The organism is Bartonella sp. LJL80, assembly GCF_054871565.1.
Map to the genome: position 1 here is coordinate 167,719 of NZ_JBTXLM010000004.1, position 13,779 is coordinate 181,497.

The window sequence follows — 13,779 nt, forward strand, 5'->3', positions numbered from 1 at the left end:
CGGGTTTGAAAAAACCCGTTTTATTCTCATGAACGGGCTAAATTCTCATGAAGCGGGATGACGTTGCCGGTTTTCGATGCCACTGGCGTTTGATCAATTGTAAGGCCGCCTGCCTTCAGGAGTGCCGAAAAACGACCGCCTTTTTTAGCAAGCTCATCGAAACTGCCCTGTTCAACCATTCTTCCACGATCCATGAACAGAACAAGATCGGCATTGCGAACTGTAGATAAACGGTGAGCGATTATGATTGTTGTACGGTTTTGACTAACTGTATCAATCGCTTCTTTCACACGCGCTTCTGTTTCAACATCCAGTGCACTTGTTGCTTCATCAAGTACTAAAATCGGTGAGTTTTTTAAAACTGCACGAGCAATGGCAAGGCGCTGGCGTTCTCCGCCTGAAAGCAGAGAGCCGCGTTCCCCAACTTTTGTGTCATAACCATCACTTTTCGCTTCGATAAAGTCATGGGCAGCCGCTGCACGGGCAGCTTCAAACAACTCGTCATCTGAAGCGCTAGGACGCCCAATGCCGATATTCTCGCGTATTGTGCGGTTAAATAGCCCGGCATCTTGAAAGACCGTCGCCATTGCATGGCGTAACGATTGACGGCTGACGGTTTTGGTATCTATGCCATCAATCATGATGTGTCCGACAGCAGGGTCATAGACGCGTTGCAACAAATTTATAAGTGTTGTCTTTCCCGCACCTGTTGGGCCAACGATAGCAACTGTCTGTCCAGGCTTGATATTAAAGCTGACATCGTAAACGCCCTGTCCTGTATTGGCAAACTCGTGGGTGACATGGTCAAAACGAATTTCGCCTTTGACATTTTCCAAAGCGGGCAGATTTTCTGGTTCGGCTTCTGCGACTGTTGAATCCATCATGTCATAGAACGCATCAAGCTTTGCGCGATTAGATCCAATAAGGTTGATGAAATTGCTGATTTGGTCGAGCTGACCGATCATCATTTGAGAAAAGAACACAAACGCAACAACGTCACCGATGTTCAATACACCTTTGCTAACCAGATACGCACCAAGAACGATGACTACAATGACAGTGATTGTCGAGGCCATACGGTTAAGTCCGGCGGCCAGCGCCCACCAGTTTAGTACCGGATATTGTGCCTTGAGAACCTTTTGTGTGTTCTCCCTCAATCTGGCGCTTTCTTGCTCTACCCGATTATAGCTTTGGACGACGGATACGTTCGAAATTGAATCCGTCACATGTTCAAACAGAGCGAGATGGTGTTTTTCAACCGATTCTTGGCCGTTTTTGGTTTTAGCCATCACCAAGCGAGCAATCATAATGTAAATTATGCCGAGCGATATTAGAACGGCCGAAAGTCTGTAATCGGTATAAATAGCTACGCTTAATAGGATGACGAGCTGTATCATAGATGCCAGATGTTGACGCATGAATTCCAGCCACATCGTGAACATCGATTCACAGGCGCGCAACATCGTATGGAGAGCGTTGGATGTGCCGAGCTTCTGGTGCCAAGAAAGAGGCATATTGATGATACGCTGATAAGATTCACTCAACACGCCTAACCTACGACGATGCGCTAGACGATCTGCCCCGCGGTCGACCATAACCGTGGCGAAGATGCTGAACATGCCAAGGCCTGTCCATAAAGCAAGATAGGGGATGACGTTGGTAAAGGCATCACCTGCTGTAAATGTCGTTCCTTCTGAAACAGCCCTGGCTGTTGCAGAAAGGTCATCAACAATCCAACCAAAAATTTTGGGAATAAAGACTTGAATAGCCGCCATGGAGATATTGGCCGCGCAGATAATGATGACAGCTTTTTTCTCGGTCATCAAATAACTGACTGCGCGCGTATAAGTTTTAAAAAGCGACAAACTTCTCTCCATTGCGATAAGCAAATAAACAAGCCAAAAACCCATTGTCGGGCAAGTATTTAATATAGTGAGCGCTATCGACAGTTTTGTGACGATGAAAGGCAATTTTCACGACGGGATGTAACGCAGCGTGATAAACAGTATCGCCATTATCCGTTGTTAATGTTAGAGGAGGGGCCAAGGAGACCAGTATGGCCGGTGTAGAGATTAAAAAAGTTGAAGCGGATGAGAACGGGATGCGCATGGACCGATGGTTCAAGGTGCATTATCCAGGGTTAGGCTTCGGCCATTTGCAAAAATTGTTACGTTCTGGACAGATACGTGTCGATGGTGGTCGCGTCAAAGCCGATAGCAGGCTGGAGCCTGGGCAAACGGTTCGTGTGCCGCCTTTGCCAGTTGATGAAAAAGGCAAGGTGCCGCTTACAGGCAAAACTATTCGCGGCCAAGACGATAGCAATGTGCTTAAACAGATGCTCATTTATGAGGATGCAAAGGTTTACGTCTTTAATAAACCAGCCGGCTTGGCTGTGCAGGGTGGATCCGGTGTGGCAAGACATGTTGATGGTATGCTGGAATCTTGGCGCAATAAAAAAGGCGAGAAACCAAGGCTTGTCCACCGTCTTGATAGGGATACATCCGGCGTTTTGGTGGTTGCAAGAACACGCGGCGCAGCGCAGGCACTGACGGCAGCCTTTCGTGCTCGAGAGACGAAAAAAACTTATTGGGCATTGGTGCGCGGTGTACCAAAGAAGCATCAGGATAAGATATCGACATGGTTGGTTAAGGAAAGCACGCCAGATGGCGATAAGATGCGCGTTTGCGAACATGGAGAACCTGATTCCGATCATGCGGTTTCCCATTACCGGGTAATTGATACGAGGGGACGCGTGCTATCCTGGCTTGAGATGGAACCCTATACAGGTCGGACACATCAACTGCGTGTTCATGCCGCTTATATTGATCATCCAATTATAGGTGACCCTAAGTACTTTTATGCAGACAGCAACTGGGATCTGCCTGGCGGTATGCAAAACCGGCTGCATCTTCATGCAAGAAGAATTCGCATTCCCAATCCTTCTGGCGGTATGCTGGATGTAACCGCGCCCATTCCTCCCCATATGGTACAGAGCTTCAATCTGCTGGCTTTTGATGAAGCTGATGGAGATATCGAGTGATCGGGAGACCTCTATCTCTGGTTCTGTTCGATTGTGATGGCACACTGGTTGATAGTGGTTTCGCAATACAAGATTGTATGGAAAAAGCATTCGAAGCTTTTTCCTACGAACCTCCAAGTTTCGAGCAGACAAAGTCGATTATCGGTCTATCTTTGGATACAGCGATAGCGCATCTTTTTCACCGACAAATAGACGATGAGGTTGGTCAAATGGTGGTTGCTTACAAAGCTGCATTTTCAACCTTGAGGCAGGATATCGCGTTTGAAGAGCCACTCTATGGTGGCATAAAAAAAGCGCTCGCAGCCTTCGAAAGACAAGATGATATTCTATTGGGCATGGTGACAGGAAAGTCTAGACGGGGAGCAGATCTCGTTTGCAAGACTCATGGTCTGGATTGTTTTATCACGACCAAGACAGCGGATGATTGTCCCTCAAAACCAGACCCGACCATGGTGCTTTCATGTTGTGATGAGACTGGCGTTGATGCGACCAATACTTATGTTGTTGGCGATTCCATTTATGATATGCAAATGGCAAAACTTGCCGGCGCCACAGCAATCGGTGTGTCTTGGGGATACCATACAGCACATGCATTGCAGCAAGCTGGTGCGGACATGATCGCCAAGAAACCTGAAGATCTGCCAATTCTTATTGAGGCTCATATCCATGCGCGAAATTCTTGAATATTTTGACAAAGACAGCGAAGATTCAGATCCGGTTAAAAAAGCCCAGACACTTTCAGCGAGGCAGCTTCCAAAGCGTTTCTATGAATCGGTAAGTGCGGAAAAACGGGACGAGAACTATGCCGTTTTACTTGATGGAAGACCGGTAAAGACCCCGGCGCGACGAGATCTGTTTGTGCCGAATGCGGTTCTAGCTGATATGATAGCCAGAGAATTCGACTTGCAGGAATTGGTCATTGACCCTGCTAAGATGCCTGTCACGAGATTGGTCAATACCGTGATTGATGGTATCGCTGATGATATGCAGGCTGTCTTTGAGGATTTGTTACGCTTTGTTGCCAATGACATGCTTTTTTACCGCGCCAGCACACCTAAGGAACTTGTTGAACGGCAAAATCGAGCTTGGGATCCGGTTCTCGATTGGGCTGCTGACAAAATGGGTGCGCGTTTTATTCTTGCAGAAGGCGTTATGCACATCGAACAGCCACACGATGCCGTTACTGCTGTGAGCAACCATCTGAGACAAATTGAATCTCCATATGTATTGGCAGCGTTGCATACGATGACAACACTGAGTGGCTCAGCGCTGCTGGCATTGGCGGTTCGGTCTGGTGGTATAGGTTTCAAACAAGCATGGGATCTGGCTCACCTTGATGAAGATTGGACGATCGAACATTGGGGTGAAGACCATGAGGCGCGAGATCGTCGCGCCTATAAAATGGCTGAGTTTGATGCTGCGGTATCCATATTGGCCGCATTCAACCATTGAAGTTTTTCTTTGACGATTTATCTAAATTGGTCGATGATCAAGCAACTGATTTAGAATGCAGGCATTCAATAGCTTGCATGCGCAACGCGAGGAGAAGTCAATGTTATCAAATGTAATCTATAAAACCGCTGCCACAGCGGAAGGCGGACGTGAAGGCCGTATCCATTCCGATGATGGAGCTTTGGATTTAGCGCTCGTTAAACCTAAAGAAATGGGGGGAAGTGGTGCCGTAGGGGCGAACCCGGAAACGCTTTTCGCGGCTGGTTATGCAGCATGTTTCGAATCCGCTACCAGATTGGTTGCCTCAAAGTCGGGGTGGAAGGTACTAGATGGAAGCTACGTGAAAGCTGAAGTTGGAATCGGACCGCGTAAAGCTGGAGGATTTCAGCTTGCAGTCGTGCTTAATGTACATCTTGAAGGATTGGACAAGCAACAGGCCGAAATGGCAGCCCACACAGCCCATAATGAAATTTGTCCATATTCTCACGCCACGCGTGGAAATGTTGATGTAGAAATACGCATTGTTTAAATTCGGAATAATAGCCCGCCCATATTGATTTGATTAGTATGGACGGGCCAAGGTTTTTGATGTGGTTTGTTCCGTTTTTTAACGGTGTTCGTTCGACACGGTTGTTACGAACGCACCGCAAATATTCCATGCAGATTGGATCTACCAATCTAGAGGTCGCGGCCTATTCAACTTTTGAAACTTGGGGCGCGCTTAACTTTATTTTTTCAAAGCCTGGAAAAGCGGCATTCATTGTGCTCAGGGTTGCTGCATCATCGCCACGGACAAAATACCATTTATCGTTGTCCAATATTGCGACCAATTCGCCCTTAATGCGACTTTTATCGCTTCCATTTGCCAAGATTGTAAAGTCTAGAGGCATGATGAAGTAGGGTGTTCCATCCTCAAATTCGCCTGCACGTTTTTTTGTTTGATTAATGGCTATTTGTACTACCTTATAGCTATTTGACAATTGCTTCATTTGATTGATCATAATCTGGCGGAATTGTTCCGGCGCAATTTTTGATTGCTCTGCAAGCTTTTCAACTATCCGTGGCGGTATAGCATTGAGAATTGAATCAAAGTCGGCAGTTTGCAAAGCGTTTGCATAGGCAGAGGTTGCCTCACCAAGCAATTTAACCTCGGCTTCCGACGCAGGACGCGCTTGAACGAATATTGTAGAGCTTGCGAATAGAGAAATTGCAAGAATAAACTGGCGGAAATGACGCATAAAAGACCCTTAAAACTGATTTTGCTTATTGTTTAGCCAAATCGAGCGTTAAAGGCAAAGCGTGACCGCAAAATGGCAGAGTTTACACCCAGAATAAAAAACGGAGGCCGAAGCCTCCGTTAATTTTTCGGTTACACCGAATAGTACATGTCAAATTCGACTGGATGCGGGGTCATTTCAAAACGCATCACTTCTTGCATCTTCAATTCAATGAATGAGTCAATCTGGTCATCATCAAATACGTCACCAGCCTTAAGGAAGCCGCGATCCTTATCAAGGCATTGCAAGGCTTCACGCAAGCTTCCGGCAACGGTTGGTATCTTTTTGAGTTCTTTAGGTGGCAGATCGTAAAGATCTTTATCCATTGCCTGACCTGGATGAATCTTATTCTTGATACCATCAAGGCCAGCCATCAGGATTGCCGCGAATGCAAGATACGGATTTGCTGTAGGATCAGGGAAGCGAACTTCCACACGCTTAGAATTTGGCGATGAGCCAAAAGGAATACGGCAAGAAGCCGAGCGATTACGTGCTGAATAAGCCAACAAGACAGGTGCCTCATATCCTGGCACCAAACGCTTATAAGAATTGGTAGAAGGGTTGGTGAATGCATTGATAGCCTTAGCGTGTTTGATAACGCCGCCAATGAAAAAGAGGCAGGTTTCAGACAAACCGGCATATTCATTGCCCGCAAAAGTCGGCTTACCATCTTTCCAGATGGACATATGCACATGCATACCCGAACCATTGTCGCCAAAGATAGGCTTGGGCATGAATGTCGCTGTTTTCCCATAGGTATTTGCAACCTGATGAACGACATATTTGAAAATCTGCATTTTATCGGCTTCGCGAACGAGTGTGTCGAAACGAATACCCAATTCATGTTGTGCTGCGGCAACTTCATGGTGATGCTTTTCTACGCGTACACCCATGTCCGTCAATGCAGTTAACATTTCTGAACGCATGTCCTGGCAAGAATCAATTGGAGGGACGGGAAAATAACCACCCTTAACACGCGGACGATGAGCAAGATTGCCCATTTCGTATTCTGTATCGTCGTTGGAAGGCAATTCACTGGAATCAAGTTTGAAACCGGTATTGTAAGGATCGGTTTTGAACCGAACATCGTCAAAAATGAAGAATTCGGCTTCGGGCCCGACATTGACTGTATCGCCGATGCCTAAAGACTTGAGATAGGCTTCAGCTTTTTTCGCAATCGAACGTGGATCGCGGTTGTATGACTCACCTGAGATAGGATCCAGAACATCACAAAGCAGCACAAGTGTCGACTGAGCAAAGAAGGGGTCGATATGGGCAGTCGCCGGGTCCGGCATCAAGACCATGTCCGACTCGTTGATAGCCTTCCAGCCAGCGATTGAAGAACCATCAAACATTACGCCGTCGGCGAAACTATCTTCGCTGATCTCGGCAATATCCATTGTTACGTGGTGTAGCTTACCCTTCGGGTCGCTGAAGCGCAGGTCAACAAAACGAATATCATTGTCTTTAATTTGTTTGAGGATATCAGATGCAGTCGTCATATTACATTTCCTTATTAAACGACGATGGATAGTTTGAAAGCGGCAATTAGAACCAACACAGTTGCTATATTCAGCCTGAACAATAACGCGAATACAAGGCTTGTTTTCATGTAAGTTTGCAATCTATTTTAGACTTGTAACATGAAAGCTGAATGCAATTAATTGGGTAACTCCTTGCGTTAGATAGCGTCTACGCCCGATTCACCGGTACGGATACGAATGACTTCTTCTACCGCGGAAACGAAGATTTTTCCGTCTCCGATACGTCCCGTCTGAGCAGCTTTACGTATTGCTTCGATTGCGGGCTCAACCGTTTCGTCAGCAACAACAACTTCGACTTTTACCTTTGGTAAAAAATCAACGACATATTCGGCGCCGCGATAGAGCTCTGTGTGTCCCTTCTGGCGGCCAAAACCTTTCGCTTCTGTCACCGTAATGCCTTGCAGGCCGACTTCCTGAAGCGCTTCCTTAACTTCATCAAGCTTGAAGGGCTTAATGATAGCTTCAATTTTTTTCATACTGAAATTGCCTCCGACTTAAAGTTCAGCCCTTATGGGCGGCTTCCATAATCATACAAGCACGAACTATGCCAACTCGCAACATTGCTGATGAAATAAAACCTGCGCGCCTGTTATCGGCACTGTGCGACTGTGAATAGCGCATGCGGCGTCGCGCGAGATGGTATAGAATAGCGGTGAGAAACAAAGTGATGATTAGAGAATGGGCCTTTTGATGAAAAATTGTGCAATTCTAAATGTAAATGATTTCAACAGCACTGCAGAACTTCTAACGCCACTCGAAATGGCCAAGGCAGATCATTTAGCCCTTGTTGCAGGCCAGTTTGATAGAGATCAATTGATGCATCGTGCCGGTGCTGCTGTCTGTGACATCATATTGCGGCACTATGCTTCCTGCCAAAAGATCGCTGTGCTTTGCGGTCCAGGAAACAATGGAGGCGACGGTTATGTTGTCGCACGACTATTGAATGAGGCAGGTATGGACGTCGTTTGTTTTTGCAATCAACTACCACAAACAGAAAGCGCCGCTGCTCGTGCATACGCTTTATGGCATGGAAAAACCTTGACACCGGATGACTTTGTCGCGCGCGATTATGACCTTTTCGTCGATGCGCTCTATGGCGCTGGCCTTGATCGCGATCTTGAACCTGTTCTTTATGATTTCATTCATCAGATTATTGCGACGGATCGGCCTGTGGTTGCGATAGATCTTCCAACTGGTATTTCAGGGGTGACAGGACGGGTCTGTGGAGCGGCTATAAAAGCGACGAAAACCGTGACCTTTTTCCGCTTGAAGCCGGGGCACGTTTGCTATCCCGGCAGAGAGTATTGTGGCGACATTGTATTGGCGGATATCGGCATAGATAAAAGTGTGTTGACCGACATTTGTCCGTTAGCGAGTATAAATGTACCCGGTCTGTGGATCCAAAAATGGCCTGAACTCCCTTATGACGCGCATAAATTTAGCCGTGGACATGCGGTGGTTTTTTCGGGGCCGGAAAACTCTACTGGAGCAGCGCGGCTTTCGGCGCTTGCAGCGGCAAGGGTTGGTGCGGGTATCGTTACGATCATGGCGCCAGAAAACGCTCTGCCTATTCATCGACAGCACTTGACGAGCATCATGTTGCGGGAACTGAAGGGTGAAGACGACACGCAACAGTTTCTCATCGATCGGAAGGTAAGATCGGTTGTTATCGGCCCAGGATTTGGATCTTTCACGCAATCAGTCCAGATAACCAAATACATTCTAGCGAATGAAGTTGTGAATGCGCTGGTACTTGATGCGGACGCTTTAAGTGCATTAGCAGGGCAAACAGATGAGATTTTCGCGTTGATCAAAAAGTCTTCCGTCGATGTTGTCATGACCCCGCATGAAGGCGAATTCAAAAGAGTTTTTCCTGATCTGGCCCAAGATGAAAAACTAACCCGCATTGAAAAAGCAAGAAATGCTGCCGAGATCAGTGGGGCGATCATTATCTATAAGGGGCCGGACACCATAGTCGCGTCGCCAGAGCGGGCAACGGCCGTTTCTATTAACGGCACACCGTATCTCGCAACAGCAGGGTCAGGTGATGTTCTTGCCGGTTTGTTAGGTGGAATTTCTGCACAAAGAATGCCAGCTTTCGAAGCGGCTTGCGCAAGTGTTTGGGTCCACGCCGAGTGCGGACAAAAAACTGGAATTGGAACGATCGCCGAAGACCTCATTGCGTCTATTCCATCCATTCTACGTGAATTGCGCCTGTAACCAAAATATCACGGCTGATTGACAGATGGCAATGCTCACGGTTTTGTGTTTTTCAATTGGCACGTTGAGTCGCGTATCCAATATCGAAGAATTTTTATTTCCGGCGCGTGGGACCGGACAGAGGGAGAGTTTTTATGAAACTTAAAACGTTATTGGCTGGTTCGGCTGCCGCCGTCATCATTTCAAATGCGGCTTATGCGGCCGATGTCGTGGTCGCAGAACCCGAACCTGTTGAATATGTGAGGGTTTGTGATGCTTATGGCGAGGGTTATTTTTACATTCCTGGCACCGACACTTGTATGCGCGTTGGCGGATATCTGCGCGTCGATATAAAAGGTGGCGATAATGTATATGCCTATAAGGGCAAGAAGGATCGCGATAGCTATAATTGGCGCTCACGTGCGGAATTGCGTTTTCAAACAGCAAGTGAGACTGAACTTGGAACTTTGCGTACGCTTGTGGAGCTGCGTAACCAATGGGATGACGGCCATGACTCTTTAAGCGGTCAAGCCCACTTTGCCTATATCGAGCTCGGTGGATTGCGCGTCGGTGTCGATGAGTCGATATTTTGGCATTGGACAGGATATCTTGGTAAGGTGCTAAACGATGATATCGTGGACCCGGGTGCGTTCCAACGTACGAACGTGTTGAGCTATACATTTACAGCTAGCAATGGGTTTTCCGCTATCATCGGTGTCGAGCAAGGCACAGATGATGGTAGCGACAATGCCGGCGACAATTACTATTTGCGCGGCTATGGAAAGCGTGTAGGCATTAATTCTGGCATCGGTTACCGTAATGATGCGGATGCACGTCATTTTTACAGTGGCAGCCAAATAGATGACTACACACCAAACATTCTAGTTGGCGCAAAATTCGTGCAAGGTTGGGGGTCTATTGCTGCCATTGGTGCCTATGATGCACAGTGGGAAGAATGGGCCGCGAAGGTTCGTGTCAACCTAAACGTGACAGATCGTCTGTCTGTTTGGGTTATGGGCGGCTACAAGACCAATGATGATTATTACGCTTATGACGCCGATTATAATAGCGCGCATCCGAACAGAAAACGCGATTACTATTATCGCATGCATACAAGCCAATATGGTGATTGGGGTGGCGATTGGGCTGTTTGGGGAGGCGGTACGTTCAAGGCAACCAAGAAAGCTTCGTTCAATACGCAGTTGACCTATGACGATACAGATGTTTTCAGCGCTTCCGTGAACTTAGCTTATGAGCTGGTTCCAGGGTTGGTCATTACACCTGAAGTTTCTTACCTCAACTTCGGAAATGATAAAAAATGGGATGATGGCGCACGCGTGACATTCCATGGTGATGATGCTTTCCAGGGCATGGTTCGTATGCAACGCAACTTCTAAAGCAGCACTATAGGGGATGTTTTGTATGAATGGCGGCTTTATGCCGCCATTTTTCATTGGCTCATTTCTCCTGATATTAGCCATCTCAAGTTAGCGAGACACCATGCAGTATCCAGGACATTATTGTACTGAAGGTGTACGAACCTAGATTTTGCGGTTAGAGATATCATCAGGTATTGTTGACGTGCAATTTCCAGCCTCGAAAAGATAATCTATTGCGTTCTAAGATTGGCCTACGCTTTTCGGGTCATCATATCGATCACAAACGGGGAGGATGCTGATATAAGCAATGCAGCTTGTAAGGAGTGGGGGGCAACGCTCAAGCAAATGAGATTCTTTGCAGATCAAAAAACATTCATCACATGCGTAAATGACAGGGACATAACAATATGGCTTGGTTGTTTTATGCCGGTGGTAGACAAAAACAAATAATGAATTCATAACTAAACGGGAAACAACTCATGGGGCCATGATTCCGGTATAGGAGCGAGCTTCATTTGTGGATTGCACTTCCTGAGGAGGAGGATTCATGACTAATATTCGTAAACCGATGACACCGGTTCAATATTGCATATTGGCAGTGTTGGCGATACTCGGTGCTTTTGCTCTTGGCTATATCGCGCTCAATCGTGGCGAAGCGATAAACGCTATGTGGATTGTCGTAGCGGCTGTATGTGTCTATCTCGTGGCATATAGACTCTATGGCCTGTTTATATCGAATACCGTTTTAAAAGCAGATTCGACTCGCATGACGCCGGCTTACAGGCGTAATGACGGTTTAGATTATGTTCCTACCGATAAAAATATACTTTTCGGGCACCATTTTGCAGCTATTGCCGGCGCTGGACCTCTCGTTGGTCCGGTATTGGCCGCGCAAATGGGGTATCTGCCCGGAATGCTTTGGATATTAGCGGGCTGTGTGCTCGCAGGTGCTGTTCAAGATTTCATGGTGCTTTTCATATCGACACGCCGAGACGGCCGATCTTTGGGCGAATTGGTGCGTGAAGAAATGGGCAATGTTGCGGGTGTAATTGCGCTTGTTGCTTGTTTCATGATCATGATCATCATTCTCGGCGTATTGGCAATGGTAGTCGTCAAAGCCTTGGCGGGTAGCCCATGGGGCACCTACACCGTTGGATTTACAATTCCGCTGGCTCTTTTTATGGGGGTCTATCTGCGTTATATCAGGCCTGGCCGCATCGGAGAGGTGTCGATTATTGGCCTGCTCTTTTTGCTGTTTGCGATCATCTCCGGCGGTTGGATAAAAGAAAGCGCCTATGCTTCTTGGTTCAATTTTGAAGCAACGACACTGACATGGATGATTATCATTTATGGATTTATCGCGGCGGTCTTGCCGGTATGGCTGCTTTTGGCACCTCGTGATTATCTATCGACATTTCTGAAAATCGGCACCATCATCGCTTTGGCCGTGGGAATTGTTGTTTTGAGGCCCACTTTAGAAATGCCAGCTCTGACCAAATACATTGATGGTACGGGACCTGTCTGGGGCGGTGATTTGTTTCCGTTCCTATTCATCACCATTGCCTGCGGTGCGGTCTCCGGTTTTCATGCGCTGATTTCATCTGGCACAACGCCAAAGATGTTAGCCAATGAAGACCAAGCTTGTTTTATCGGTTATGGCGGCATGTTGATGGAGTCATTTGTGGCAATCATGGCATTGATCGCTGCATGTGTTATCAACCCCGGTATCTATTTCGCAATGAACGCTCCTATGGCTGTGCTTGTCCCTGCAGGCGCTGTCGATGCAGCGCAATCGGCCGCAGCCGTTGTGAATAGCTGGGGCTTTCATATTACACCGGAAATGTTAATTAATGTGGCTCATGAAGTAGGTGAAGAAAGCATCATTGCAAAAACCGGCGGCGCACCGACACTTGCAGTGGGTATGGCACATATCCTGCACAATGCGCTTGGCGGTTGGATGAATATGTCTTTCTGGTATCACTTTGCTATACTGTTCGAAGCACTTTTCATCCTTACCGCTGTTGATGCCGGCACCCGATCTGCCCGATTTATGCTTCAGGATTTGTTGGGTATGATACATCCTCATATGCGTAAGACTGATAGCATGTTTGCCAATCTTTTCGCCACCGCATTGGTTGTCATACTATGGGGATATTTCGTTTACCAAGGCGCTGTTGATCCTAAAGGCGGTATATATTCGCTATGGCCATTGTTTGGGATTGCCAATCAAATGCTTGCTGCCATGGCGTTATTGCTATGTGCTGTGGTGTTGTTTAAGATGAAACAGCAACGATACGCATGGGTTGCTATTTTGCCAGCGGCTTGGCTTTTGGTCTGTACAATGACAGCCGGTTGGCAGAAAGTTTTCGATGCGAAATTGAGCTTTTTTGTTGCCGCCGGTAAGGCTGCAACTCCGCAGCAGGCATTTGGCAACACAATCAACGGTGTGTTGACGGCATTCTTTATGCTGGTTGTAGTCGCTCTTACGCTTTTTGCAATAAAAACAGCTCTTAAAGCTTTGAAAAGCAAAAATCCAACGGTCAATGAAGCACCCTATGAACCGTTTCCGCAATCTATGCCTGTGGGGCAAAACGGCGGGCACTAAAACGCGTATTGCAGTGTCGCTGTATCAGTGACACTGCAATAAAATTTCGGAGAATGTTATGTTTCGTCGATTGTCGACCGCGGGCAAATATCTCGGACAAGCCGCCAAACTGATGGTAGGTGTGCCTGACTATGACAATTATGTCCAGCACATGAAATTGACTCATCCTGATCAGGAGCCAATGACCTACCCAGAATTTTTCCGTGAACGTCAAGATGCTCGCTATGGTGGAAAAGGCGGATTTCGCTGTTGCTAGGTATGAAGCACCGAGTTGAGTTGAAAT

Annotated in this window: 12 protein-coding genes; 8 read left to right on the forward strand and 4 right to left on the reverse strand. The window is 47.1% G+C overall.

Annotation, left to right across the window (positions count from 1 at the left end):
- Positions 1-26: 26 nt before the first annotated feature.
- Positions 27-1,865, reverse strand: a complete 1,839-nt coding sequence (locus ACYSNS_RS07665) for a glucan ABC transporter ATP-binding protein/ permease (protein WP_461722558.1) — start codon at positions 1,863-1,865, stop codon at positions 27-29.
- 191 nt (positions 1,866-2,056) lie between these two features.
- Here ACYSNS_RS07665 and ACYSNS_RS07670 point away from each other — a divergent pair, with 191 nt between their 5' ends.
- From ACYSNS_RS07670 to ACYSNS_RS07685, 4 genes are all read left to right on the forward strand, one after another.
- Positions 2,057-3,040 (forward strand): RluA family pseudouridine synthase, encoded by a 984-nt coding sequence (locus tag ACYSNS_RS07670; RefSeq protein WP_461722559.1) that lies wholly within the window; start codon positions 2,057-2,059, stop codon positions 3,038-3,040.
- Positions 3,037-3,723 carry an HAD-IA family hydrolase gene (locus ACYSNS_RS07675; RefSeq protein WP_461722560.1) on the forward strand — a complete coding sequence of 229 codons (687 nt, stop codon included), beginning with the start codon at positions 3,037-3,039 and terminating at the stop codon, positions 3,721-3,723. The genes ACYSNS_RS07670 and ACYSNS_RS07675 overlap by 4 nt, the downstream gene beginning before the upstream one ends.
- Positions 3,707-4,492 (forward strand): ATP12 family chaperone protein, encoded by a 786-nt coding sequence (locus tag ACYSNS_RS07680; RefSeq protein WP_461722561.1) that lies wholly within the window; start codon positions 3,707-3,709, stop codon positions 4,490-4,492. The genes ACYSNS_RS07675 and ACYSNS_RS07680 overlap by 17 nt, the downstream gene beginning before the upstream one ends.
- A 100-nt stretch (positions 4,493-4,592) precedes the next feature.
- Positions 4,593-5,021 carry an organic hydroperoxide resistance protein gene (locus ACYSNS_RS07685; protein WP_461722562.1) on the forward strand — a complete coding sequence of 143 codons (429 nt, stop codon included), beginning with the start codon at positions 4,593-4,595 and terminating at the stop codon, positions 5,019-5,021.
- 163 nt (positions 5,022-5,184) lie between these two features.
- Here the strand turns inward: ACYSNS_RS07685 and ACYSNS_RS07690 are convergent, their stop codons facing one another.
- The 3 genes from ACYSNS_RS07690 to ACYSNS_RS07700 form a co-directional block, all read right to left on the reverse strand.
- Entirely contained in the window at positions 5,185-5,730 is a 546-nt protein-coding gene (locus ACYSNS_RS07690) for a hypothetical protein (protein ID WP_461722563.1), read from the reverse strand.
- Positions 5,731-5,861: 131 nt separating this feature from the next.
- Entirely contained in the window at positions 5,862-7,271 is a 1,410-nt protein-coding gene (gene glnA / locus ACYSNS_RS07695; protein ID WP_461722564.1) for a type I glutamate--ammonia ligase, read from the reverse strand.
- 179 nt (positions 7,272-7,450) lie between these two features.
- Complete coding sequence (locus tag ACYSNS_RS07700; protein ID WP_461722565.1) at positions 7,451-7,789, reverse strand: P-II family nitrogen regulator; 339 nt, start codon at positions 7,787-7,789, stop codon at positions 7,451-7,453.
- A 214-nt stretch (positions 7,790-8,003) separates the two neighbouring features.
- On the opposite strand from ACYSNS_RS07700, the gene ACYSNS_RS07705 reads away from it, so the two are divergent.
- The 4 genes from ACYSNS_RS07705 (at position 8,004) to ACYSNS_RS07720 (ending at position 13,752) form a co-directional block, all read left to right on the forward strand.
- Positions 8,004-9,533 (forward strand): NAD(P)H-hydrate dehydratase, encoded by a 1,530-nt coding sequence (locus ACYSNS_RS07705; RefSeq protein ID WP_461722566.1) that lies wholly within the window; start codon positions 8,004-8,006, stop codon positions 9,531-9,533.
- Between the two features lie 134 nt (positions 9,534-9,667).
- A complete protein-coding gene (locus tag ACYSNS_RS07710; protein WP_461722567.1) occupies positions 9,668-10,909 on the forward strand; it encodes a porin in 1,242 nt (413 codons plus the stop codon).
- Between the two features lie 529 nt (positions 10,910-11,438).
- A complete protein-coding gene (cstA, locus tag ACYSNS_RS07715; RefSeq protein ID WP_461722568.1) occupies positions 11,439-13,496 on the forward strand; it encodes a pyruvate/proton symporter CstA in 2,058 nt (685 codons plus the stop codon).
- A gap of 58 nt (positions 13,497-13,554) precedes the next feature.
- Positions 13,555-13,752, forward strand: coding sequence for a YbdD/YjiX family protein (locus ACYSNS_RS07720; protein ID WP_461722569.1), 198 nt, complete (start codon positions 13,555-13,557; stop codon positions 13,750-13,752).
- The last annotated feature ends 27 nt before the right edge of the window (positions 13,753-13,779 follow it).

Bases quoted from the DNA above. Each gene is read 5' to 3' on its own strand.
- ACYSNS_RS07720 (WP_461722569.1), top strand. From the start codon at position 13,555: ATGTTTCGTCGATTGTCGACCGCGGGCAAATATCTCGGACAAGCCGCC.
- cstA (WP_461722568.1), top strand. From the start codon at position 11,439: ATGACTAATATTCGTAAACCGATGACACCGGTTCAATATTGCATATTG.
- ACYSNS_RS07670 (WP_461722559.1), top strand. From the start codon at position 2,057: ATGGCCGGTGTAGAGATTAAAAAAGTTGAAGCGGATGAGAACGGGATG.
- ACYSNS_RS07710 (WP_461722567.1), top strand. From the start codon at position 9,668: ATGAAACTTAAAACGTTATTGGCTGGTTCGGCTGCCGCCGTCATCATT.
- ACYSNS_RS07690 (WP_461722563.1), bottom strand. From the start codon at position 5,730: ATGCGTCATTTCCGCCAGTTTATTCTTGCAATTTCTCTATTCGCAAGC.
- ACYSNS_RS07705 (WP_461722566.1), top strand. From the start codon at position 8,004: ATGAAAAATTGTGCAATTCTAAATGTAAATGATTTCAACAGCACTGCA.
- ACYSNS_RS07700 (WP_461722565.1), bottom strand. From the start codon at position 7,789: ATGAAAAAAATTGAAGCTATCATTAAGCCCTTCAAGCTTGATGAAGTT.
- ACYSNS_RS07680 (WP_461722561.1), top strand. From the start codon at position 3,707: ATGCGCGAAATTCTTGAATATTTTGACAAAGACAGCGAAGATTCAGAT.
- ACYSNS_RS07685 (WP_461722562.1), top strand. From the start codon at position 4,593: ATGTTATCAAATGTAATCTATAAAACCGCTGCCACAGCGGAAGGCGGA.
- glnA (WP_461722564.1), bottom strand. From the start codon at position 7,271: ATGACGACTGCATCTGATATCCTCAAACAAATTAAAGACAATGATATT.